General features: G+C 44.9%; 17 protein-coding genes and 1 other RNA gene. 7 read left to right on the plus strand and 11 right to left on the minus strand.

Features of this window, described 5'->3' with window-relative positions; translation table 11 throughout:
* Positions 1-64: 64 nt before the first annotated feature.
* The gene (locus tag ACXACS_RS17660) at positions 65-2,206 is read right to left on the minus strand and encodes a S9 family peptidase (RefSeq protein ID WP_474808538.1); all 2,142 of its coding nucleotides are present in this window, start codon (positions 2,204-2,206) and stop codon (positions 65-67) included.
* A 299-nt stretch (positions 2,207-2,505) separates the two neighbouring features.
* Here ACXACS_RS17660 and ACXACS_RS17665 point away from each other — a divergent pair, with 299 nt between their 5' ends.
* On the plus strand, positions 2,506-2,955 hold the full coding sequence (locus ACXACS_RS17665; RefSeq protein ID WP_474808539.1) for a hypothetical protein: 450 nt from the start codon (positions 2,506-2,508) through the stop codon (positions 2,953-2,955).
* Positions 2,956-3,040: 85 nt separating this feature from the next.
* Here ACXACS_RS17665 and ACXACS_RS17670 read toward each other — a convergent pair whose 3' ends face one another.
* From ACXACS_RS17670 to tkt, 4 genes are all read right to left on the minus strand, one after another.
* On the minus strand, positions 3,041-3,940 hold the full coding sequence (locus ACXACS_RS17670; protein ID WP_474808541.1) for a fructose bisphosphate aldolase: 900 nt from the start codon (positions 3,938-3,940) through the stop codon (positions 3,041-3,043).
* Between the two features lie 321 nt (positions 3,941-4,261).
* Positions 4,262-5,437, minus strand: a complete 1,176-nt coding sequence (locus ACXACS_RS17675; protein ID WP_348669537.1) for a phosphoglycerate kinase — start codon at positions 5,435-5,437, stop codon at positions 4,262-4,264.
* Positions 5,438-5,554: 117 nt separating this feature from the next.
* On the minus strand, positions 5,555-6,565 hold the full coding sequence (gene epd / locus ACXACS_RS17680; RefSeq protein ID WP_014948384.1) for an erythrose-4-phosphate dehydrogenase: 1,011 nt from the start codon (positions 6,563-6,565) through the stop codon (positions 5,555-5,557).
* A gap of 18 nt (positions 6,566-6,583) precedes the next feature.
* Complete coding sequence (gene tkt, locus ACXACS_RS17685; protein WP_474808543.1) at positions 6,584-8,575, minus strand: transketolase; 1,992 nt, start codon at positions 8,573-8,575, stop codon at positions 6,584-6,586.
* Positions 8,576-8,971: 396 nt separating this feature from the next.
* Here tkt and metK point away from each other — a divergent pair, with 396 nt between their 5' ends.
* The gene (metK, locus tag ACXACS_RS17690) at positions 8,972-10,117 is read left to right on the plus strand and encodes a methionine adenosyltransferase (protein ID WP_014948382.1); all 1,146 of its coding nucleotides are present in this window, start codon (positions 8,972-8,974) and stop codon (positions 10,115-10,117) included.
* A gap of 243 nt (positions 10,118-10,360) precedes the next feature.
* Entirely contained in the window at positions 10,361-10,831 is a 471-nt protein-coding gene (locus ACXACS_RS17695) for a hypothetical protein (protein WP_474808546.1), read from the plus strand.
* A 76-nt stretch (positions 10,832-10,907) separates the two neighbouring features.
* Here the strand turns inward: ACXACS_RS17695 and ACXACS_RS17700 are convergent, their stop codons facing one another.
* Positions 10,908-11,411: a 3'-5' exonuclease gene (locus ACXACS_RS17700; protein WP_474808547.1), complete on the minus strand. Its 504-nt coding sequence runs from the start codon at positions 11,409-11,411 to the stop codon at positions 10,908-10,910.
* A gap of 317 nt (positions 11,412-11,728) precedes the next feature.
* On the opposite strand from ACXACS_RS17700, the gene ACXACS_RS17705 reads away from it, so the two are divergent.
* Genes ACXACS_RS17705 through ACXACS_RS17715 form a run of 3 tightly spaced genes read left to right on the plus strand, consistent with a single transcriptional unit; the run spans position 11,729 to position 16,570 of the window.
* Complete coding sequence (locus ACXACS_RS17705) at positions 11,729-12,904, plus strand: ABC transporter substrate-binding protein (protein WP_474808549.1); 1,176 nt, start codon at positions 11,729-11,731, stop codon at positions 12,902-12,904.
* Positions 12,904-15,795, plus strand: a complete 2,892-nt coding sequence (locus ACXACS_RS17710) for an ATP-binding protein (RefSeq protein WP_474808551.1) — start codon at positions 12,904-12,906, stop codon at positions 15,793-15,795. The genes ACXACS_RS17705 and ACXACS_RS17710 overlap by 1 nt, the downstream gene beginning before the upstream one ends.
* A gap of 10 nt (positions 15,796-15,805) precedes the next feature.
* Positions 15,806-16,570, plus strand: coding sequence for a substrate-binding periplasmic protein (locus ACXACS_RS17715; RefSeq protein WP_474808553.1), 765 nt, complete (start codon positions 15,806-15,808; stop codon positions 16,568-16,570).
* A 19-nt stretch (positions 16,571-16,589) separates the two neighbouring features.
* Here ACXACS_RS17715 and ACXACS_RS17720 read toward each other — a convergent pair whose 3' ends face one another.
* Entirely contained in the window at positions 16,590-17,534 is a 945-nt protein-coding gene (locus ACXACS_RS17720; RefSeq protein WP_474808555.1) for a DMT family transporter, read from the minus strand.
* Between the two features lie 369 nt (positions 17,535-17,903).
* Between ACXACS_RS17720 and ACXACS_RS17725 the strand changes: the two genes are divergently transcribed.
* Positions 17,904-20,300 carry a TonB-dependent receptor gene (locus ACXACS_RS17725; RefSeq protein ID WP_474808557.1) on the plus strand — a complete coding sequence of 799 codons (2,397 nt, stop codon included), beginning with the start codon at positions 17,904-17,906 and terminating at the stop codon, positions 20,298-20,300.
* Between the two features lie 164 nt (positions 20,301-20,464).
* On the opposite strand, the gene rnpB is transcribed toward ACXACS_RS17725, so the two are convergent.
* From rnpB to ACXACS_RS17745, 4 genes are all read right to left on the minus strand, one after another.
* Positions 20,465-20,815: RNase P RNA component class A (gene rnpB, locus ACXACS_RS17730), an RNA gene on the minus strand.
* Positions 20,816-20,852: 37 nt separating this feature from the next.
* Positions 20,853-22,316, minus strand: coding sequence for a potassium/proton antiporter (locus ACXACS_RS17735; protein ID WP_474808559.1), 1,464 nt, complete (start codon positions 22,314-22,316; stop codon positions 20,853-20,855).
* Positions 22,317-22,470: 154 nt separating this feature from the next.
* Positions 22,471-25,035 carry a protein translocase subunit SecD gene (secD, locus tag ACXACS_RS17740; protein WP_474808561.1) on the minus strand — a complete coding sequence of 855 codons (2,565 nt, stop codon included), beginning with the start codon at positions 25,033-25,035 and terminating at the stop codon, positions 22,471-22,473.
* 82 nt (positions 25,036-25,117) lie between these two features.
* Positions 25,118-25,432: a hypothetical protein gene (locus ACXACS_RS17745; RefSeq protein WP_474808563.1), complete on the minus strand. Its 315-nt coding sequence runs from the start codon at positions 25,430-25,432 to the stop codon at positions 25,118-25,120.
* Positions 25,433-25,507 lie beyond the last annotated feature (75 nt).

Below are 25,507 nucleotides of genomic sequence, written 5' to 3' on the forward strand. Positions count from 1 at the left end.
CTCGGAACAATAGCCCCATTTATCTCTAGCCTTGCGAAACTAACGTATCTAAACGTTGATTCAATTACTCGGCTTTGGCTTTGGTATCATCAAAGTGCGCGCTGTCGTATTTTTTGAACCACGCCAAAATGTTTTCCACTTTACCAATCATTCTAGAAGGTTTAGAGGCAATACCATGAGGTGAGCCGGGTACTTTCACGAGTACACTATCAACCTTTTGAAGTTTTAACGCTTGATAGAACTGCTCAGTTTCAGACATTGGCGTGCGTTTATCTTCCACTCCAGTAATCAACATGGTGGGGGTAGTTACATTGCCCACGAGCGATAATGGCGAGCGCTTCCAATAGTGTTCTACGTTATCCCAAGGCTTGCCAGGGAATTGGAAAGGTATCTGGTACAGGCCCGAATCGGCAGTCAATACCTTCGATAACCAATTAATAACGGGTTTTGCAACCACGGCTGCTTTAAAACGGTTTGTAAGTCCAATGGCATAGGCTGATGCAATGCCACCTGCAGAGCCACCCGTTATAAATAAACGCTCTGGATCGGCAATGCCTTTTTCAATCAGCGCGTCTACTCCAGACATATGGTCGGCAAAGTCGTACTCAGAGCTATATTTCCCCTGAAGTAGCAGTGCAAAGCGCTCACCATAACCCGTACTGCCTCTGTGATTATCATAAAACACCACATATCCCTCGGCTGCCATGCGCTGAAGTTCAGCCGTAAAGACAGGGCCATAAGCGAGATTAGGTCCACCGTGAATTTCTAAAATTAGCGGATAGGTTTTCGAGCTGTCATAGTTTGGCGGAAGAATATACCAACCTTGAATTTCTTCGCCGTCGATAGAAGATTGATAGACTATTTCCTTAACTTCACCTAATTTTTTGTGGCCTAAAACATCTTCATTAAGCGAAGTAAGCTGTCGCTCGCTTCGGGTGGTGACATATAAATCGGCGGGTCTGTCTGTACGCCCTTTAGTATAAGCCACAACATCGTTAACAGCGTGATAAGTACCAAATACGTAAGGACGCCCTAACGTGGTGCCGCCAAGCCCTCTAGCTACGGCTTTTACACTGCCAGAAAGCGATACCACATCCACCTGCGCTAAACCGCGAACCGACTGCTGAAAATAAACGTGCTTATTATCTTTCCAGTAAAAATTAGACACCGAGTTATCAATGTCTTTCGTTATGTTTCTTTGGTCAGAGCCGTCGCTATTCATTACATACAGATAGCTATTTTTGTACATCACTTTTTCGTCGTCACGGTACGCATAAGCAATATGCTTTCCGTCCGGCGATACAACAGGTGACGATTCTCGCCCTTTATCCTGCGTCAATTGTTCAATATTCCCCGTCATATCAACAGAAAATATATCGGCCTCAACTGGTTCATACTCCCAGTTATCACTGCGGTTAGCAGAGAAATAGATTTTGTCACCATCGAGGGAGAAGCTTAATCGCCCATTGTGGTGGTAGTTACCTGAAGTCAGCTGGCGTGCTGTGCCTCCATCGGCAGGAACGATAAAAATATGGGTATAAGCTGGCTCAAGAACACCGCGCCCATCGGCTTGATAGCGCGCCTTAGTGATGTATTGGAATTTAGGCGACCACTTTGCGCCTTCCGGCTTCTTCGGCATTTTAACGTCAAGCGGCTTTTCCTTTGCATCAACGCTCATGGTGAAAGCAATGTATTTACCGTCAGGCGACCACGTAATGTTACTGGGACTTGAAGTAACGTTGGTAACTAACGCCGTTTGCCCCGTGTCCATCCAGCGCACATAAAGCTGAGGTTTGCCCTCTTCATTGGATAGATAAGCCAATCGGCTTCCATCAGGTGACCAGCGAACAGAGTAGTAATTCTTTTTTGATGAAAGTAAGGGGCGGTTTGACTTGCCATCAACCGACGCTAGCCACACATTTGCCCGGCTACTGTCTGACATAATGTCGTTTGAACGACGCACATAGGCGATATTTTTACCGTCTGGAGATATCTGAACATCACTCACGTATTCCAAATTAAAGATATCTTCCGATTTAAAATACTGGCTATCGTCTGTATCGGTAATTTCAGCTTCAGTATTGGCAAAGACTGTACTGGGTAACACCGTATTTGATAAAGCAAAGGCGCCCCCGTAAAAAAGTGCAGTTAATACTGCCTTACGCATCATTACAGACGAGCATCTGAGACTGCTATTTCTAAACATACCTCACCTTATTTTTCGTTATATGGACCCGTAAACCTTTGCGGAACACTTTAAATCAGGTCCTCTCTTTTTGCTTTTTGGCGTAATCACTTTTGCGTGATGTTAGTGTTATTCCAGTATTACTGAATAAATATTCTCAATAAAGAGTAAACGCTGAACGCCCTCAACAAGACGACTAAGCGCAAACTAATAGACCTAACACCACAAATATTACATGTTAGTACATTTGTTAGCCTTATGGTTAGTTGCAGATAAACGTCAGAATGCTAACGTTTATACATGGCAAAAAGGTATTAACCATGAATAATCCACACGGTGAATTTAAAAGTAAAGCGAACGGTCAGTTACTGATGTTCGCGGCGCGCGGTCCATGGAATGATGAAACCATGAGAAATGGCGTGATTAAGATGTCGTCCGATATCTCTACATTCGAACAAGGTAGACCATGGATACAGTTAAGTTGTCTTTATGGTGAAAGCCTGATGCCTCCCTCCACCTTTGATATTTTTGTAAAGCAAACACGCGTAAGGAAAGCCCGCGGCCTGTCATTTCTTGCTGTGGTGATATTAGATACCGATATTATGCTGACAACTAAGCAACAGATCTCTCAGTGTTATGACGCTGCTGAGGTTCCTTATTGCTTTTATGATTCTGTGGAAGATGCTTTACAAGCGCTAACGAAAATGGGCTATGACTTTGGTAATAAAGACGCTGAACGCTTTTTTACCAAGTTTGACTTTACCCGCTAAAAAATCAGCAAAACAGTGAATAAATAGAAAGAGCGCCAGTGGCGCTCTTACAACTTTATAATGAAGATTGTACCAATGCTTTTTGTTACGCTTTAGAAGCTTGGTAAATACCTTCAATCGCTTTATCTAGTGTTGCTTCAAACTCTTCTTGAGATTGCTGTGCAGATACGCCTTCGGTCAATGCTCGAGAGAAGCTCGCGATCATTCCTTGGTTTTCTGCCAGTTTCGCGTTTGCGTCGTCACGGCTGTAGCCGCCAGAAAGTGCAACCACTTTAAGTACGCGAGGGTGATCAACAAGCTCTTTATAAAAGTTGGCTTCGGTTGGTAGCGTTAGCTTAAGCATCACTTCTTCACCTTCGCTAAGAAGATTAAGCTGGGTTAGGATCTCTAACTTAAGTAGCGCTTCAGCTTCTGCTTTTTGCGGGCTGTGTATATCAACCTCTGGCTCGATAATTGGAACCAGGCCAGCAGCTAAAATTTGCTTACCAATTTCAAACTGCTGAGCAACGACATCTTTAATACCTTGATGATTCGCAAGCTTTACAACACTGCGCATCTTAGTGCCAAATACGTCTTGTGCTACCGCTTTAGCAAGCAGTGCATCAAGCCCAGGCATAGGCTTCATCACTTGAACGCCATTGCTCTCTTCAGCCAATCCTTTATCAACTTTTAGGAAAGGAATAACACGCTTTTTCTGCCACAAGAAGTGCGCAGTAGACATGCCTTCAATTTCTCTATCAAGGGTGTTTTCAAATAAGATTGCGCCAATAACGCGCTCGCCGCTAAAAGGGGTGCTGGTGATAATGCGCGTACGCATTTCGTGAACTAGATTAAACATCTCTTCGTCTGAGCTGTATTCAGACTCTTCAATGCCATATAAGCGTAACGCTTTCGGTGTACTACCGCCGCTTTGATCTAACGCTGCAATAAAACCGGTTTGTGTTTTCAGTTTATCCAACATTGCCTGCTGAGCTTGTGATGCCATTGCAACACTCCTTTTGTATATTACTGCCTTAATAGACAGGTGTAGGGTTTATTGTTATACCAATTCTATTAAAGATCTGTTTGTCTCAGACTCGGCACGCCGACACCTTAAGTAAACACATCTGTAATAAGATTGGTATTTATGCCTGCGTACTTCACTGTTTCGCAGGTGTAATCGTTTCCGATTATAGGGTCACGCTCAAAAATGCTGTTACTGAGCGTGACGCATGTTGGGGCAACTTTGCACTAGGCCTTAGCTTTAATGAGCTTCTATGAACTCTTATTCGCTATAGCACGCTGCTTTCATGTGCAGCGCTTTGGCTTATTTGTTTTTTTCTTCTAGTACTGCTACCGCTGGTAGTGTTTTACCTTCCAAGAATTCAAGGAACGCGCCACCACCTGTCGAAATATAAGAAACCTTATCGGCAATTCCGTATTTATCAACCGCTGCTAGTGTATCACCACCACCTGCGATTGAGAATGCGTCGCTTGCTGCAATCGCTTCTGAAAGCGCTTTCGTACCTGCACTGAACTGTTCAAATTCAAAAACGCCTACAGGGCCATTCCAAACAATGGTGCCCGCATTCTTAATAATATCTTCTAACGCTTTTGACGAGTCTGGACCGATATCAAAAATCATATCGTCGTCTGCAACGTCACTGACTACTTTAAGCGTCGCTTCGGTATTCTCATCGAACGCTTTGCCTACTACTACGTCAGTCGGCACTGGAATATTACCGCCATTTGCTTGTGCTTCATTCATAAGCTGCGTAGCTTGCTCAGTTAAGTCCATTTCAACCAGAGACTTACCTACATTGTGTCCTTGCGCCGCAATAAAAGTATTAGCAATACCACCGCCAACAATCAGCTGGTCTACTTTTTCAGCCAATGTTTTCAACACAGTCAACTTGGTAGATACTTTAGAGCCACCCACAATAGCAACCATTGGGCGCTTAGGGTTGTCTAGCGCTTTACCCAGTGCATCTAATTCAGCAGCAAGTAATGGGCCAGCACAGGCTTTTGGCGCGAATTTAGCAACGCCATGTGTAGACGCTTGTGCACGGTGAGCGGTGCCAAAGGCATCCATGACGAAAATATCGCAAAGTGCTGCATACTGTTTCGCTAACGTCTCGTCGTCCTTCTTTTCGCCGTTATTAAAACGTACGTTTTCAAGGATAACCAATTCGCCTTCGCTAAGCTCAACACCGTCTAGGTAGTCTTTAACAAGCTTAACCGGTACGTCTAGGGCATCATTAAGGTAATCAACAACAGGTTGAAGAGAGAATTCGTCCGCAGGCTCGCCTTCAGTAGGACGGCCAAGGTGAGACATCACCATAACTGCTGCACCAGCGTCTAGTGCTGCTTTAATCGTAGGAATAGATGCTTTGATACGCGCATCTGAAGTTACTTTGCCGTCTTTTACCGGCACATTTAAGTCTTGTCTAATTAGTACGCGCTGACCATTTAGGGCCATATCGCTCATGCTTGGAATTGCCATCGTCTTTCCTATGTTAATTTAAATTCAGTAGAGCGTGTTTCAACAAGTCAAACACGCTCAAATTAACTGTGAAAGCTGCGCGGGCTGGTGCCACCACCCCTTGGCAGCATCAATGCTTTATTTTGCGTCGAACATCACTTTAGCGGTATCGAGCATACGGTTTGCAAAACCCCATTCGTTGTCACACCACACCAGTGTTTTAACCAGCTGTTTGTGACTGACTCTTGTTTGTGTGCCATCTACAATACACGAGTGAGGGTCGTGATTGAAATCTACTGACACCAAAGGCTCTTCGGTGTAGTCCAAAATGCCCTGTAAACGCCCCGCTTTTGCATTGCGAAGGGCTTGATTCACTTGCTCAATAGTTACCTTAGACTGAAGCGTTACACTTAAATCCATGGCAGTAACATTGATAGTAGGCACTCGAACCGCAATAGCTTCAAACTTGCCCGCAAACTTAGGCAGAATACGCTCTATACCGGCAGCGAGGCGGGTATCAACGGGAATAATCGACTGACTCGCGGCGCGGGTTCTGCGCAAATCTTCGTGATAAGCGTCGATAACTTGCTGATCGTGCATAGACGCGTGAATGGTTGTGATCGTACCACTTTCGACACCGAACGCAGCATCTAGCGCTTGAATAACCGGAACAATACAGTTTGTGGTACAAGAGCCGTTAGAGACTAATTTTTGTTCACTGGTCAACGTGTCTTCGTTGGTTCCAAAAATGACCGTATTGTCTAAATCTGGTGAACCGGGTGACGAGAAAAGCACTTTGCCAGCGCCAGCATCTAAATGCGCTTGCCCCGATGCTCTGTCATCAAATTTCCCCGTACACTCAAGCACAATATCAACGCCCAAGTCTTTCCAGGGTAGGTCTTTAATATCGCTTATCGCGAGCAGTGTAATATCGTCGCCTGCCACATTAAGCGTATTGTTTTCTAAGGCCACATCAAAACGGAACCGCCCGTGGGCGGTATCGTATTTAAGTAAATGTGCTATGCCTTCGGGTTTAGCAATGTCGTTAATGGCCACTACGTTGAATTCGTTGTTGCGCCCGCTTTCATACAGCGCACGCAACACGTTGCGACCAATGCGACCAAACCCATTTATGGCAATATTTACCATAGGCTTATCTATTACCTCTTACAGAGACAGTGCAGCCTCTACTACAGCGTCAGTGGTAATGTTGAAGTGCTTAAACAAATCGCCAGCAGGCGCAGACTCACCAAAGGTGTCCATGCCCACGATAGCGCCATTAAAGCCAACGTACTTGTACCAGCTGTCTTTAGACAGCGCTTCAACCGCTACGCGTTTAACAACGCTAGAAGGCAGTACGCTTTCACGGTAATCAGCAGATTGACGGTCGAATACGTCAGTTGATGGCATAGACACTACGCGAACGGCTTTGCCTTGCTCGGTAAGTTTCTCTGCGGCTTCAACGGCTAGCTGAACCTCAGAACCGGTACCAATAAGAATAAGCTCTGGCGTACCTTCGCAGTCTTTAAGTACGTAACCGCCTTTCGCGATATCGGCCACTTGTTGAGCCGTTCTTTCTTGCTGCGCTAAGCCTTGACGTGTGAAGATCAGCGTTGTTGGGCCGTCAGTGCGCTCAATAGCAGACTTCCACGACACAGCAGACTCAACCTGATCACAAGGACGCCAGTTATCAAGGTTAGGAGTCGCACGTAGCGCAACCACCTGCTCTACCGGCTGGTGGGTTGGGCCGTCTTCACCTAGACCAATTGAATCGTGGGTGTAAACGAAAATTGCAGGCTGCTTCATTAGCGCTGCCATACGTACCGCATTACGTGCATATTCCATGAACATTAGGAAGGTTGCACCGTACGCCTTGAAGCCACCGTGAAGGGCAATACCGTTCATCATGGCCGACATACCAAATTCACGTACACCGTAATAAATGTAGTTACCTGATGCATCGCTTGCTTCAACGCCTTTGCTGCCTTCCCAAATAGTTAGGTTAGAACCTGCAAGGTCGGCAGAGCCACCTAATAGCTCTGGAAGTAGCGGCCCAAATGCATTTAATGCATTTTGTGACGCTTTACGTGAAGCAATGTTTTGTGGGTTAGCTTGAAGTTCAGCAATAATTGCATCTGCTTTATCGCTGAAATCTGCTGGTAATTCGCCATTTACACGACGTTTGAATTCTGCTGCAAGCTCTGGGTAGGCGGCTTCGTATGCAGCGAAAGCGTCGTTCCACGCGCTTTCCGCTTTTGAGCCTTTCTCTTTGCCATCCCAGCCCGCGTAGATATCGTCTGGAATTTCGAACGCGCCGTGGCTCCAGCCAAGCTTTTCACGTGTAGCGACAATTTCGTCATCACCTAACGGTGCACCGTGGCAAGACTCAGTACCTTCTTTATTAGGCGAGCCGAAACCAATGGTGGTTTTACAACAAATAAGTGTAGGCTGCGCCGTATTCGCCTGCGCCTTTTCAATGGCAGCTTTTACTTGTTCAGCATCGTGACCGTCAACGCCTTCAATCACTTCCCAGCCGTAGCTCTTAAAGCGTGCTGGAGTATCGTCGGTGAACCAGCCTTCAACTTCACCATCAATTGAAATGCCGTTGTCATCCCAAAATGCGATTAACTTACCAAGGCCTAGTGTACCGGCCAGTGAACACGTCTCGTGAGAGATACCTTCCATCAAGCAGCCATCACCTAGGAACGCGTAGGTGTGGTGGTCTACGATAGTGTGACCGTCTTTGTTGAACTGTGCCGCTAACACTTTCTCGGCAAGCGCCATACCCACTGCGTTACTGATGCCCTGACCTAGCGGGCCAGTGGTGGTTTCAACGCCTGGCGCATAACCATATTCTGGATGGCCTGGCGTTTTTGAATGCAATTGACGGAAGTTCTTTAACTCTTCAATTGGCAGTTCGTAGCCTGAAAGGTGAAGAAGAGAGTACAACAGCATTGAGCCGTGACCATTTGAAAGCACAAAGCGATCGCGGTTAGCCCAAGATGGGTTTGCAGGGTTATGTGATAAGAAATCACCCCATAGTACCTGTGCGATATCAGCCATCCCCATTGGGGCACCTGGGTGACCAGATTTAGCTTGTTGAACGGCGTCCATGCTTAATGCACGGATAGCATTGGCGAGTTCACGACGAGAGGGCATGTTGTCTCCTGATTTATTTTGTATCTTTTGGTACCACGGTAGTAATTGATGTGAGCACTGGGGAACATCAATTGTCTGCTCTTGCTCTACTTCTAGGCACTTTTGAATGTGAGGCTATTCTTACCCATGCCACCTTTCAGTTCAATGGATTTTCATTGCCATTATCGAAAGTAAATCCAAAAACATCAAAGAAGCTTACAAAGCCCACGGCATTACCGATAACACTTATATGTCTTTGTCTTTGTTATACATCGAAATAACCCCAAAAATGATCGGGTTATGTCAACTATTCGTAACAAAGAGACTTTTAGACGTCTAGAAGTAAAGACTGGTATTTATAACTTGTTTTAGTACAATATACGACTATTTTGATAATTTAACGCTTACGGAGCATTTATGGCCACGCATTTATTCACATCCGAGTCAGTGTCTGAAGGACATCCGGACAAAATTGCTGATCAGATCTCAGATGCGGTTCTTGACGCTATATTAGAACAAGATCCTCGCGCTCGGGTGGCCTGCGAAACGTATGTAAAAACCGGTATGGTTTTAGTAGGTGGTGAAGTAACCACTTCTGCATGGGTAGACATTGAAGAACTTACCCGAAAAACTGTTAAAGAAATTGGCTACACGCATTCAGATATGGGCTTTGACGCCGATTCATGTGCGGTATTAAACGCAATCGGTAAACAGTCTCCTGATATCAATCAAGGTGTTGACCGCGCAAGCCTAGAAGAACAAGGTGCGGGTGACCAAGGCCTGATGTTTGGTTACGCGAGCGACGAAACTGATGTATTAATGCCGGCGCCTATCACGTACTCTCACCGCCTTGTTCAAAAACAAGCGGAAGTACGTAAATCTGGTAAGCTAGACTGGTTGCGCCCAGATGCGAAAAGCCAAATTACTTTCAAGTATGAAAACGACAAGCCTGTAGGCATCGACGCGGTTGTACTTTCAACTCAGCACTGTGATTCAGTAAGCACTGAAACAGTACGTGAAGCGGTAATGGAAGAAATCATCAAGCCAGTACTACCAAGTGAATGGATTGATGGAAATACGCGCTTTCACATCAACCCAACAGGTCGATTCGTTATCGGTGGTCCAATGGGCGACTGTGGCTTAACAGGTCGTAAAATCATCGTAGACACTTACGGTGGTATGGCTCGTCACGGTGGTGGCGCGTTTTCTGGTAAAGATCCATCTAAAGTAGACCGCAGTGCAGCATACGCGGGTCGTTACGTTGCTAAGAACATTGTTGCCGCGGGCCTTGCTAAGCGCTGTGAAATCCAAGTGTCTTATGCAATTGGTGTGGCAGAGCCAACGTCTATCAGCATCGATACCTTTGGGACTGGCGTTGTAGATGAGAAAACACTCGTTGCATTAGTGCGCGAACACTTTGATTTGCGCCCTTACGGCCTTATCCAAATGCTAGATCTTGAGCGCCCAATTTATCGCCCAACAGCTGCATACGGTCACTTTGGTCGTGACGAATTCCCATGGGAAGCAACAGATAAAGCGGAAGCGTTAAAAGCATCGATTTAATACGATAAGCCATTAACGCTCTTTGAAAACGCCGTTAGCTTGTTACGCTTTACATTGAAGCTATGCAACCTAGCGGTGTTTTTTGTTGAGTCTTTCAGGTGAGACAAGCTAGCCCCCTAAATTAAATACGGTAAAGCCTATTTCCATCCTTTGTTTTTGCAGCTATGCTTAAATAACGAACACACTATCGCTTGTAGTTTCTGGTTGTTTACAAGCCATGATAACAACAACTTGGGCTCTTCCATGAATGTAGTTTCCGGTACTCTTATAGCGTTCACGCTGGCTGTCTCAATAACAGCCTTACCTGTGTTCGCGAATGTAAATGATACCCTCTACAGCCCAATTCAATTTAAGAGCAAGAAGATAGCTCGGTGGCAGCTAAACAGTATGTACCGCGTTCAATCTACGACCGAAACCTACCTTTACGACAACAGTTATACCTATCCAGCGGGCTCACAAGGTATGTTTAGCGCCAGCCGGCGTTTTAACACCTGGGTGCCTCAAAAGGTTTATGCGACCTACAAAACAAACAATACCGCTTTTCAACATTATGCTGAGTGGCTTTATTTACCGCACGATGTGGGTACTTTTACGCGATTAGGCTGGCTACTTGGCCAAAGCGAAGGGTTAAATATGGCCGTTGAGATTGAGCATAGACAAGTTGGAGAAGAAGAGAATATGGCGCTTTCATTAGGTGTTAATTACCTGTTCTAGAAATATCACTACCTTTAGCTTTTCGAACGCCTCGATACCAAAATTGACGCACCCTAACAACAAATGCAATACAGAATCATTTCTGAGTGAGTGCCATTGTTTTAGCATAGGTTTGCTGAATTATCATTGCATCTGAACTCGCCCGATGACGCTTAACGTCTAGTTCAGCGGAAAGACTATTTTTTACGTCATGCCAGTTATCCATTTGAGACTCACTCAATATATATTCAAGGGCGCGGCAGGTGAACGACATTTCAATTTGCGCAGCCGAGAACAGCTTTATAAGCCAAGGGTTATCTACCACCCACCCGTCACTGTATACAACTGTATTCCCCAGAAAATTATTAAGCTCAACGCACACCTTATGAGGTTCCTCGCCTCGTGCTTGTAACATTTGTTGAGAGATGCCATGAAGCGATTCTGCTTTTGTATCCCAGTGTACCCAAGAGTCAAATGGCCTTAGTAGCTTGCACCACTTTGCACCATCATAGCGCACAATGCCTATTTCTATGGGGTAACTTGCCGCCCCAAATCCACTTGCTTCCACATCTATAATTGTAGGCAATGTTGTATTTCGCACTTATACTCCAAACTACTGTTCTCCTTAATTTGTGTTAGCAAAAGAGAATATCCTTCTCACTGGCACAGGTATTTTTATTTTTCATCGTGCTCTGCGCTCTCACATAGCTGCTCACCTAACAAACATTAAGCTTCACTCCTTGTGTTTAATAGCAGAATCGTGCCACATTGGTTATTCCAAAAAGGAGAGTGAACGCAAACTCATAGAAAGACTGCTTACATAACAAGCAAATTTAGACTAAAGGATAATGCGTAAATAATAAAACGCCCTGCACATTGCTATACACTTTTAAGAGTAGTCAATCAGGTAGCTAATTCATGCGTGTATATCTTCTTCTATCAGCGCTCCTCTGCTTTATATCCTTTAATTCATGCCGAGCTGACAGTACTCAAGAGCCTTTAATTATTGGTATTGATGCAGACCTCTCGGCGGTTGCTGTAGAGGGAGGCGTTGCTATTACTCGAGGCGTAGAGCTAGCCGTTGAGGAAATTAATGCGAATGGAGGGATACTTGGCCGTACACTCAAAGTGATTGCGAAAGATCACCGAGGAAATCCTGCTCGCGGTATTTACAACATTGAACAGTTTGCGCAAATGCCAAACTTGCTAGCCGTCGTTGGTGGGGTACATACTCCCGTGGTGCTTGCGGAAATTGATATTATACATGCTAAAAATATTCTCATGCTGGTTCCCTGGGCCGCCGGCACGCCCATAGTAGACAATGCTCACTCACCCAATAATGTTTTTCGAATCTCAGTACGTGACGCTGAAGCAGCGTCTGTACTGATAGACTTTGTAAAATCCAGAGAGTTATCTAATGTCGCTTTGATCTTGGAGCGAACAGGATGGGGACGTTCCAACCTTGAGTCTTTAACTAAAGCGGCACAGGAACAAGGGGTGAACATTAGCGCAACCTATTGGATTAATTGGCAACAGAAAGATTTTTCTGAAGATGCTAAGGCGATAAAAGATTCGAAGGCGGACAGTGTAATATTAGTTACCAACGTACCTGAAGGTGTGGTTGTTGTAGATGCATTGGCTGAACAAGGCCTAAGCTCGCTCCCTGTTGTTTCTCACTGGGGTATAGCGTCAGGTCAGTTCGCATCTCAATTAGCCAACCCTATCAATCAGCACGACATATCAGTTCTTCAAACGTTTCACTTCCACCATCAGAAAAATAACAAGGCTAAACAATTATTAGAAGCCTATTATAATAAATATGGGCTTATTGATGCAGCAGCTATTGAAGGTGTCACAGGTTTAGCCCATGCATATGATTTAATTCACTTAATTGCTATCGCTGCCGATAAAGCTAATAGCATACAAGTTAACGATTTACGCAATGCTCTAGAATCGCTTAAAGACATCCAGGGTGCTGTAAAATACTATGAAGCTCCATTCACTAAAGAAAGGCATGATGCACTTTGGTCAAAGGATTATTTTATGACGAAGATTAATGATAAAGGCCATTTGGTAACAACGGGCAAGAAATAATGCAGCATGAACCTATGAGGCTGCGTTCTTTATTGCTTTCAAGCATGATCCCAAGGCTAGCGCTATTAATAGCAGTGCTGTCTATTACGCTAGTTGCCCTTTCCTTTCATTTCATTGTTAAGCAAAGTAATGCCCTTCAGCAGCAGTCGGTAGAAGGGCTCGAGCAAGATATTAGCTTCATTGTTAGCGATACAACGCGTCAGTTAGCCGATCTAGCGGCAAACGACATTATTATTAATTCGCTGGTTGATTTACAGCAGCGAGATAATTACCTACCTATGTTTTTTCGCTCTTTAAATCTTACCCAGGCAAAAACTGTAGAATTTGCACTGTTTGATTTTGCAGGTGAGAAAGTTATCGACAAAAACTGGAGTGCTACGCTTCCTGAGTCGTTAAGCAGTGCTTGGCGTCAGCAAACGCTTGGCTCATCAAACACCTTTTCGTCCGTATCTAAATACGGAGTAGTCATCAGCGTCCCCGTTCTGCTCAATGGCGTCTCTGAAGGTGCCCTTGTCATGTACGTCGATAGCCTTCAATCATTGCTCGCGCCCTACCCTAGACTGACTAACCAGTTAGTCACAGATTCAAACGGAAACGTACTATTTAGTAGCGAGCCCTCTTTAATAGCGCCAAACTCAAGCTTTTTAGCGTTTAACCAAAGTGGCTATTCTATTAAGCAAACCAGCTGGAAGAACCTTCAGTTATATAGCGTTAAACCAACTATTACTGCATACAGAGAGGTTGCCTGGACAGGCATTGTTTTATTAGCAATGGTTGTGGGGTTCATTTTCATTATATTGCATATGGTGAGTATGACCGGAACCTTGGCCGAGCGAACCCTTTCAACACTGTATAAAGATATTAAAAATCGCCTTAATAGTGACAATACAACGTCTTTAAACAATGAGTCTCAAGTTGAGGCAAAAGAGTTAGCCGACATTCGAGCCGCTTTCGATAAGCTTATTTGGGATTTGACCGAGGTCTCAATGTCTAACGAACAGTTTTCGAATGTATTAGAATCGATGGGCGACATGCTGGTCGTGGTCGATCAGAATCAAGAAATTCTCATTTCAAACAAACGCTTCGACATTTTTTGCGATGACCAATACGGTGAAAAGAGTGCAATATTAAAGCTGATAGTACGGAAGCTAGCGACACAACTAAGCGATGAGCTGACGCACTTTTCAGTGAATTCGGGCAAAGAACGTTATATTCGCTGGACAAAAGCCTCCCTTGCCGATGCAAATGGCAATATTCGTGGTGATATATATGTAGGAAATGACGTTACCGAGCAGCGCGCATTAGAAAGCCACGTAAATGTGCTTACCCATGCCATGGATGAAGCAACTGTTTCAATTATTATTTCTGACGTTAAACGGGTCGGACAGCCAATTATTTATGTAAATAGTGCATTTGAAGAATTAACTGGCTACAAACGAAGTGAAATGATTGGGCACAACTGTCGCTCTATGCAAGGTGATGAAACCAGTAAGCAAACTGTTGAGCAAATTCGTAAAGCCATTGCGACACGTGAGCCTATTGAAACTACACTACTTAACTACAGAAAAGACGGCAGCGCCTTTTATAACCGACTAAATTTAACACCAGTTAAAACCAATGGCGAAGTGACTCATTACATCGGTTTTCAGCAAGATGTTACGCAGCAACGACAAACGGAGCAATACCTTCAAGAAGCGAGAGAGAAAGCCGAAGAGTCTGCTCGACTGAAGTCTAGCTTCTTAGCAAGTATGAGCCACGAAATACGCACGCCTATCCACGGTATATCTGGTGTTTTGCAGCTAATGGCAAACTCTGAACTTACCGAAGAGCAGAAGCATTACCTTTCACTCGCTAAGTTTAGTATTCAAGGCCTTTTACATATCGTAAATGACATTTTGGACTTTTCTAAAATTGAAGCAGGTCAGCTACAGATTGAAGAGAACCCTTTCGACATTTTAGAGTCCCTTGAGAACCTTCAAAGTCAGTACGCCATCATGTGCCAGGAAAAAGGTCTTGAGCTACACTTCCACTTTGATCTACAAGGGTTCCACGTTGTACAAGGTGATGATGTACGTTTCAGGCAAATTTTGTCGAACTTGCTGGGCAACGCCGTCAAGTTTACTGACTCTGGATGCATTGAAGTTACCACTAGCATTAAACAAAACGCAGACGACAGCCTTACACTTTTATGTAGCGTAAAAGACACGGGAATAGGTATTGCGCAAGACAAGCAAAGCACTATTTTTGATGTCTTCACGCAAGAAGACTTATCAACCACCCGCAAGTTCGGCGGAACCGGTCTGGGTTTATCAATTAGCAAACAACTTTGCGAACTTATGGGTGGCAACATTAAACTTGAAAGTGTAAAAGGTCACGGAAGTACGTTCTCTTTTACTATTTCTCTTGAGCCCGCGGATGAAACTTTGCTGGTCCCTGTGCACCACGCCTCTTCGTTAAAACGAGAAAAAGGTAAAAAACGTAAAGTACTTATTGTTGAAGATAACGATATTAATCAAATAATCGTGAAACAGCATCTCAGCAACCATACTACCCTTAGCGCCAAATCTGGTTTAGAAGCACTAGAGGCTCTGAATAAAATGAAGGTGACCTTTGATGTCATCTTGATGGATTGTCAGATGCCGGAAATGGATGGTTTTGAAGCAACTAAGCGCATTAGAAACGGTGAAGCTGGAGAGCGTTACCTCAACGTTCCGATTATCGCCCTGACCGCAAATGCAATGAAAGGTGATAAAGAGCGCTGTGTTGAAGCGGGAATGGACGATTATTTAAGTAAGCCCTTCGATGCTGAAGACCTTATCGATAAAGTCGATCATTGGGCAAGTATTGAAAGAAAGACTAAAGAAAGCGTAGTTCATAACCTATTATATTAGGACATCTTGAGTGTATGCATTAACAGTATTAACACCTCTTATCCAAATAGTTGTTTCGTTAAGTTTATTGGTTAACGTTTCGTTTTTTTGCGGTGGCGCGACTGCCGATGAAGTATTGAGGTATAATCTTGGAACATCAGGCAGCTCTATCCCGTACGAAAATGCTGTCGACGAAGATAGGGCCGGTATTCTAGTTGAAATTCTCCCCCTTATTATGAATAAAGCAGGTATTAAGACGGAAAAAGTCATGCTGTCTACCAAACGCGCCATGCTTGCATTTAAAACAGGCGATCTTGATTTCGACTTCTTCAGTCCAAGCTGGCTGTCTAAAGATGAGCCCGCAGCCGACTTCACTTTCTCAGATCCCATTATAGACATCACAGAACACTTTATTACTCTGCCTGAAAACCATAGCCGATACCAAACCGTCGCCTCTATCTACGGTGAAACTGTAGGGATGATCTCCGGCTATGTGTATTTTGATTCTGATAAGTTCGTCAGAATGGATTTTCAAGCCGAGAGCAACCTTATCTTAGCCCTAGGTGCAAAAAGGGTAGATGTCATCATAATGGAGGAGGCATCGGCCCGTTACTGGTCTTCAATTCACGAAATGAAAATTGCCTTGGGGCCCATCCATACCGCGGGCAAAATGGCGTTGCGTGTTCACAATCGACATAAAGATAAGCTTCCTGCCATAAACCGTGCTATCGCTGAACTAAAACAAACGGGTCAAATTGATAGAATACTTGGAAAGTATTCTGACTTCTCATTATAAGCTGCACGCTATTTCGACATTACGCCGCTGCTTTTCTGCCATAGCGCTTTAGAGCAAAAGGAAATTTAATCGACTGGATTAAAAGGCAAAGACACACTAGCGTCATGCCAACCCACCCCACCGGCTTGAACACTTCACCAATCAGGAAGATAGCGAAAAGTGTCGCAACCAGTGGTTCTATTAGTGTAATAAGCGTAGCTTTACTGGCTTCAGTAGTGCGAAGACCATAACCAAACAGCAAGTATCCAAGAAACATGGGTACTACGGCCATATAAAGTGAAACACTAGTGTGGATAGCGTTAGTAAACAGGTTATGACCGGTAAACCAAAGTGAGGGCAGTAGGACAATTGCAGCGCAGCCGAACAGCCCGGCCATAGCAGACTTTGAGTTTGCGCCAGTGTCAATGTGTTGTTTTGCAGCCCACGAATATCCCGCATAAGTTAAACCAGCAATTAACCCCAAAATAACGCCGAATACCTGATTATTTTTAGATGCTGATAGCTCCACTGCCCCCTCTGCTTTGCCCATAGCTAACAGGCCAATTCCCAATGCGCCGAATATAAAGCTTATAAACCATTTTAAAGATACAGGCCTTTTACTTAGAAAATATTCTAAAAGCGCCGCGAATAAAGGTGCGCTAGCGATAGAGACTACAGTACCTATGGCTACACCTGACAAGCGCATAGCGCTGTAAAAAGCGAGCGGATAGATTGCTACGCAAGCACTACCAAACAGAAAGGTAAGTGGTTTAGCCAATAGGACTCGGGCATCTTCTACTAGAGATTTTCTAGCACTTAAGCAAAGCAGAACGCCACCTATTCCCATTGCAAATGCACCGATGGCCAATGGGCTGATTTCGGGCGCAAACTGTGCTGCAGTACCTGTTGTCCCCCACAGAAAACTTGCAACAACAATTGCTAGCATACCTTTTAGTAGTTCATTGGCTTTTACTGGCTTTTCCATTGCACCTCTCTCGTATGACTTTCGTTTTCGCTCTTCTGCTTAGGTAAGGGGTTTGCACTTTGAATATCTTTTCATCAGCCGTTTGCTAGAACTAAGATATTTTTATGTAAAAGCTAAACCTCATCTAAGCGGGATCATACCTAGATTACTTACGATGTAATTAGCCTGATAGACACTTATTTTGACCTTTTAGACGCATTTTCAGGTCACAACAACAGTTAACAAAAAAGTAACACGAGAAAATTGAAATCACCCCATACTACTAAAGTAGAAATATTTGTTTCTCCAGATATAGAAAAAGACAACTTTTTTTGCCACATTACACCCTTGCCTAATAACAAAATAGAAACAACCACCTTGGATGGACTTATGTTTAAAATAAAAAAACCTTCGTTTAGACGAAGCACACTTAGCATTGCGGTAATGGGGCTGCTTAGCTCTGGTGCAATTGCACAGGACACACAACAAGCGGATGACGATAACTTTGAGCAGATTATAGTAACCGCTACAAAGCGCGCTGAATCCATTGAAGACATTCCTTTTTCAATTAACGCACAAACCCAGCGAGACTTTGAACGCAGCGGCGCGGGTAACTTAGAAGATGTAGCTAGAAATGTGGCAAGCGTCTCTATTCAAAATTTAGGGCCAGGCCAAAGCCAGGTTTCAATGCGTGGCGTATCGGCAGGGCAAATAGTGCGTGACCAACCTGGCGTTAAAGAGCAAGTAGGCGTCTATCTTGATGAAAGCGTTATTTCGCTATCGCTGTTTACCCCAGATCTCGATCTTTTTGATCTTAACCGCATAGAAACTCTACGTGGACCGCAGGGTACACTTTTCGGATCTGGCTCTATCGGCGGGACCCTTCGTTACATTACCAACCAGCCTGAGTTAGACACATTTGAAGGTAAGTTTGAAGCTAACCTTAATAGTGTGACAGACGGCGGCGTGGGCGGTCACGTAAAAGGCATGGTAAACGTGCCAATTTCAGATACAGTTGCTATGCGCGCAGTGGTATATCGTACCGATTATGCGGGGTTTATTGATGCGTTAGGTGAAAATGGCGCGTTTAACGAAGACGTTAATGACGGTGACAGAACCGGTGGACGCGTAGCGTTTATTATCGCACCTAACGATAAACTCACCATAACACCGCGACTAATCTACCAAGAACTCGAGATGAACGGGTTTAACAGGGAAGAAGTCTATAACGTGTTTGCAAACCCTTACACTACGACTCGCCCTGCTATTCAATTGGGTGAGCGCGAACAGTACTTACTGCTTGAGGAAGGGTTTACTGACGAAACCTTGATAGCTGACGTAACCGCTGAATATCAAGCTGATGTTGCCGACTTTACTTTTGTTTATAGCTATACCGACCGAGATATATTGGTGAGCCGTGATGCCAGCGCGCTTTCGGGCTCAGTAAGTATCGACTTAGGTTTTCCGGATGCAGCCGTATTATTACCGTCGAACCTATTAGACAGAACCGAAGTAGAGCAAGACACCTTTGAGCTTCGCGCCGCGTCTAATGGCGATGGCGCACTAGACTGGTTAGTTGGCGCTTTCTACTCTTCAACTGAACGCGTTTACGATCAATCACTTCCTACCCCCGGCTATGATGCGTTTACAGATGCTACATTAGGTGAAGGCACGTCAGCAGCGGTTGCTAATGGCTTTGAGGCCGATTCGCCGTACAACGCTTATTTACCTTACGACTTAAAGCAACTTGCTGTGTTTGGTGAAGTGAATTATCAAGTTAACGATGACTTCAAAATGACCGTGGGCTCTCGCTTTTACGATTATGAAGAAGAGCGTCAGTTTATTTCCGGCGGCTTATTCGCCAACGGCGACAACCAAACTGATTCGACAGAGTCAGACGGCTTCACATCACGCGTAATTGGTCAGTATAGCCTTAACGAAAACGTGAATTTAAATGCCCAAGTATCGCAAGGCTTTAGACTTGGTGGTGTAAATGACCCGCTAAATAGAAGCTTGTGTACCGACCAAGACGAAGCCATCTTTGGTTCGTTCCAAGACTATGACGATGAAAAGCTCACTAACTATGAGATAGGCATGAAGTCGTCAGGACGGGGCTGGACAGCAAACGTTTCAGCTTTCTATAACGATATTGAGGATCTTCAGGTTACATTGGATGCCGGTTCTTGCTCGTCACGTGTGTCATTTAACGTACCTGAAGCGCATACTCAAGGTATTGAATTTGAACTTACGCGTCAGTTTACTGACCAGCTCTTTTTCTCATTAACTGGTAGCATCATTGAAGCTGAGTTCGATTCAACCGTCGTTGACGGTGATGGTGCGGTGCTGGGTGGCGTTGAAGATGGCAACCGTTTGGCGTCAGTACCAGAAGAAAGCTTCGCTATCGCATTTACCTATGATTTAGCGCAGCCTTTATTCTCGTCAAACAGCACCTACTTCCAAGGCTCTTACCAGTATGTAGGTGACCGTATTACACAACCTAGTGACCAAGTTGCGGGTGCAGGTATATTCACTTCAGGACTTGCCTTTGGTGGTGCAACCGGCACTGAAACAACGGAGTTAGATTTATTGCTAGACGACTACGGTACAATGAACATGAGCTTTGGTCTTACCTACGATGACTACGAAATCTTGCTATACGCCAACAACCTGTTTGATGAAAACGCACAGCTTTCGTTTGATAGAGAACGTGGTGGACGTGCTCGACTTGGGTTTACGGTAAACCAACCTCGCACAGTAGGCGCAACGTTCCGCTATTTCTTCCAGTAACGAGCGATATATGTCTCTGCCTGAGGGAATGTCCCTTCAGGTAGAGGCTTCACCCGTTATAGAAATAACCTTCACCTGCTAAAGGAATAGCCTTCATTTACTTTAGGAAAAGTATCGTCTAAAAGCGGCACAATAAACATGCTTTGAGAAGCTATCAAAGAAAAGAGTGGAGTTGGCCGTAAGCCGGGTTCTGTCGTGGGCAACCATTCCTCTAGATCAGCAATCGCTCACTGATTCAAGCAACCTACCCGATCCCCATGCGGGCCACACGTTGAGGGATCCTATTTGGTCTTGCTCCGGGTGGAGTTTACCTTGCCACACTCTGTTACCAGAGGTGCGGTGCGCTCTTACCGCACCCTTTCAGCCTTACCGGCATGTAAACATGCTTAGGCGGTCTTCTCTCTGCTGCACTTGTCGTCGGCTCACGCCGCCCAGACGTTATCTGGCACCCTGCCCTTTGGAGCCCGGACTTTCCTCCCCTTTCTTACGAAAGCGGCGATTGCCTGGCCAACTCCGCGGCGCATTCTACATGAAGTGCCCTACAATAGCACCCTATTCCTGCTCGTTGTAAAAGCATTGTTCAACGGCGTTTTTATCGAGCAGTTTTGTGATAATAAAAATCTGATCACCCGTTTCTATCTTAGTGCTTCCTTTGGGTATAAGAGTTTCTTCACCACGGGCAATCATGGCCACTACAGTATTGTCAGGAAGCGATAATTCACTGATAGTTTTATCTAGCGCCGGTGATAACTTAGAAACTTCTATTTCTATAAGCTCTCGTTTACTTTTGGCAACTTTCACAATTTCCAGCGTGCTCGATTCCTTTATCTGGTCTTCTAATACTAAACCTAACTTGCGCGCCGCGTAGGGCAAGGTTGAGCCCTGTAGCAGGGCTGAGATCAGCACAATAAAAAACACCACATTGAAAATTAGCTCTGCGTAAGGCATACCGAATATCAGCGGGAAAATAGCCAAGATAATTGGCACCGAACCGCGCAATCCTACCCATGATATGAGTAATGATGCTTTGAACGAGAATTTTGAGAGCAACAAAATAGGCATAACCACCAGCGGACGGGCAATAAAAATAAGCACAAACGCAATGAGTAAGCCTTCCTTCCAGTTTACGAAAAGCTCAGTGGGTGTAACGAGCAAGCCGAGAATAACAAACATGGCAATTTGCCCCAACCAAGCCAGCCCGTCGAGAAACACAAAGGTATTACGCTGATACGCAAAACGACTGTTGCCCACTATTACGCCAGTAATGAAAGTAGCGAGGAAGCCACTGCCGTTTAAATTCGCAGCAAGGCCAAAAGACAATACACCAAATAACATCACAAAAACGGGATACAAACCTATCGCCATTAAGGTGACTCTTCTGAAAAGCCACACTGCGATCCCGCCAATGGTTAGGCCCACTATCGCTCCCACCCCCATTTGACTGGCAAACAGGGAAAGTAAGTCCACTGGCTTAGTGGTGCTGTCTTGAATAAGCGTAATAAGACCAATAGTGAGGAATATGGCCATAGGATCGTTCGACGCACTTTCAAGCTCCAGCGTCGACTTTATCTTAGCGGGAATTCGTATTCCTGCATTGCGCAAAACCGAAAATACCGCAGCAGCATCTGTTGACCCCACAATAGCGCCAAGCAATAAGCCTTTATAGAGCGGTAAATCAAGGATAATCATGGCCGCCACACCAGTAAGCACCGCTGTACCCACAACGCCAAAGGTAGCAAGCAAAGCTGCTGGCTTCCACGCTTGAATTATAGACTTTTTGGATGTTTGAAGACCGCCATCAAATAGAATAAGGATAAGCGCGAATGTACCTATAGCATGGGCGGCATCGGCATTATCAAAGAAAATTCGGCCTATACCATCTTCACCCGCAAGCATACCTACACCGAGGAATAGCACCAAAACAGGTACACCAAAGCGCGGAGATAGCTTACTGGCCAGCACACCTAAGATGGCAAGCACTGCGCTAAGTAAAATAATGTGATCAACTGCAAACATTATACGTTCCTTATTGCCACTAATGCATGCTTACGAAAAGCTGGAAGCACGTATCAAGGGTTCCTGTTAATACTGCTACCTTACCGCGTTTTTGTTCCAAAGTATTGAGGTGCAAAAACGCGGCAGGGTAATAAAGTTAAGGAACTAGTGTCGCCTAAGGGATGTGCGACAACGAAGCCTTAATTTCTTCCGCAGTGGGCTTTAACTGTGCTTTCCCCTGTTTCTCTCTTCTACTACCCAACAAGTACAATAATGTAGAGGTGATGAACAAGGTTGAAGACGTTCCAATTACGACAGCGAAAACCATAGGCACTGCAAAACTTTCTACTGCGTCACCACCAAATAAAGCCATTGGAAGCAGCGCTAACAGCGTGGTAACGGACGTAAATACCGTTCGACTTAATGTGCTGTTTACCGCTTCGTTGATGGTATTTGCTAAAGGTTTGGTTGGGTCTAAACGTAATAGTTCGCGGATACGATCAAGCACCACCACTTTATCGTTTATCGAATAACCAATCAGCGCCAATAACGCTGCAACCGCTGTTAAGTTAAACTCGATACCGGTTAACGCAAAAAAGCCTATGGTTTTGGTTAAATCCAGTAACACGGTAAGCAGTGCTGCCGTCGCGAAATGCGCTTCAAAGCGCGCCCACAAGTACATCAACATGCCGCCACCTGCGATAAGCAGCGCAAGAATTGATAGCTCTGCGAAGCCTCCGCTGACTTTGGGTCCAACCATATCAATTTTATCAAAACTTACCTGCTCGTCAGCCTGTGAAATCGCACGTTTTAGGGCATCAGTCTGCTTTGCATTACTATTTTCAAGCTCGCCACTGCTATCCAGAACAGGAGCTCGCAACAAATAGTGATGCTCACTGCCGTATTCTTGAATGGCTATCTGATCAAAGCCATTACTTTCAATGACATTGCGCAGCTCATCGGTAGAAAGGCTTGGTGCGGTCAACTCAATCATGGTGCCGCCGGTAAAATCGACACCATAATGTAAACCTGGTTTGGCAAATAAACCAATTGAGAGCACTGTTAGCACTACCGAAATAGCTAATGCAATCTTACGTTTAGCCAGAAAATTAATACCGCTTAGCTTATCACTCAACCGCAGTAGCGGTGATGAGAAGCGCATGGGCGTGCGATCTCTCGTGTTTCTTTTTTTCAACTTAACCGCTTTTAGCATCAACATTTTAGTTAAGGCAACTGCAGTAAATACTGAAGATACAAGACCAAGGGCAATGGTGATAGCAAACCCTTTGATAGGCCCACTACCAAACATAAACAACAAGCTTACCGCTATGAGCGTAGTGAAGTTTGAATCTACTATTGTCGCGAAAGCTTTTTCAAAGCCCACTTCTATTGCACTGGCTGCAGTGCGGCCTTTTTTACTTTCCTCACGAATACGTTCATTAATCAAAATGTTCGCATCTACCGCCATACCCATGGTCAGAATCAAGCCTGCAATGCCAGGTAGAGTCAGCGTTGCACCAAATAAGGTTAACGCGCCAAACACCAATGCCATGTTTATACACAGAGCAAAGCTTGCAATAGCCCCCCACCTGCCGTAAATCGCTACCATAAATGCTAAAACCAGCAACGCACCTGCTATGCCACTTTCTACACCGGTTTGAATAGCGTCGCTACCTAAATCAGGCCCAACCGTACGCTCTTCTATAATATTAAGGGGCACAGGTAACGCACCAGTGCGAAGCATTAATGCGGTATTACCAGCCTCTGGCAGCGTAAAGTTACCGGTAATTTCTCCACGACCACCTGGGATCACGCTGTTAATAACCGGGGCGGTCACCACTTTATCGTCAAGAACAATAGCAAGCACTCGGCCAATGTTGTCACGGGTCATAGTAGCAAACTGCTTAGCACCTGCACTGTCTAAACGAAACGTCACTACTGGCTGACCGGTTTCGCTACTTAAAACACCGGTCGCATCAGTGATATGTTCGCCTTCTAGCGCCACTTTTTGTTCTAGACGGTAGGAATTACCCGCCGCATCTTGTTTGCTCATTACTTGTTCTGAGCGACTGTTTGCAGCCCAATGAAAGGTCATTTGTGCTGTAGTACCCAGTAGCTTTTTAACTTGGGTCGGGTCAGACATACCTGGCATCTGCACTAAAATCGCATCTTTACCCTGTAAGGTAACACTGGGCTCAGTAAGCCCCGTTTCGTTTAAACGCTTCCTTACAACCTCAACACTTCGGCTTAATGTGTCCTTAACTAATTGCTCTGAATAGAGTTCGCTAAGTGTAAGAGTGACGGTGTTTTGCTTAATCGCAACATCAAGTGCGCTTGAACCATTTGGCTGAGCGGAAATTTGATAGGCAATATCGTTAACCTTTCTAGCATCGCCTGCATTGCGCAAAGTAAATACAACGCTTCCAGTACTATCTTCACTACTCGCCTTTGAAGAAAGCGAGTGAGATGTTCTGGTATAGCGTACGTTTTGGGTACGTAATTCGTTAAGTACATCGCTGGAAAAACTGCTGAGTTGCTTCTCAAACAACGCGTCGGTGTCTGCGGCTAAGAGCAGATGCGAGCCACCTTGCAAATCTAAGCCTAGAGATAGTGTTGATGTGGTGTACCACGAAGGTAACTGCTGTTTAACTGATTGTGGCAATATGTTGGGCGCAGCGCTCAGTAAACCGAGCATAACGATGAGCACATACACAAAGCCACGAAATGAAAATCGTGCCATTTTAAATCCTGAATAATTAAGTTTTAAAGCGCTTTAACGAGAAACAAGAGGTTTTGCTTTCACGTTAGCGGGTGTAAAAGGGTTAACTCAGGATGGAAGGTGGACCTCGAGGGCTCGCTTTTACCCACGTTTTATCAGTAAAGAAAGGGCCTGCTGATGGCACCTTGGTGGATGACAAGTTGTAAAAGGCAAAGTTTAGCAATGCCGATATTAAACCTGGCGGCTCTGCGTCGGTAGGCTTTTCGCCTTTATCACCGGTTAGCTTAGTTGCGCTAAACCTAAGGGAGTAGCTTTGCGTACTGTGAACAAACTTGGCCAGCGGAGATTGCGAGGTAACTTCAGCATCACTCGCTACATCAGATGTCTGAAAACCCGTGCTAACAATTAGATACGACAATACCCACGCCACAAAAAACGGCGTAAATGAAGAAGGGTAAAAGCGTTTTATAAAAGCGCGCACGATATTTAGGCT

Source organism: Alteromonas sp. AWM4_230 (genome assembly GCF_056158305.1).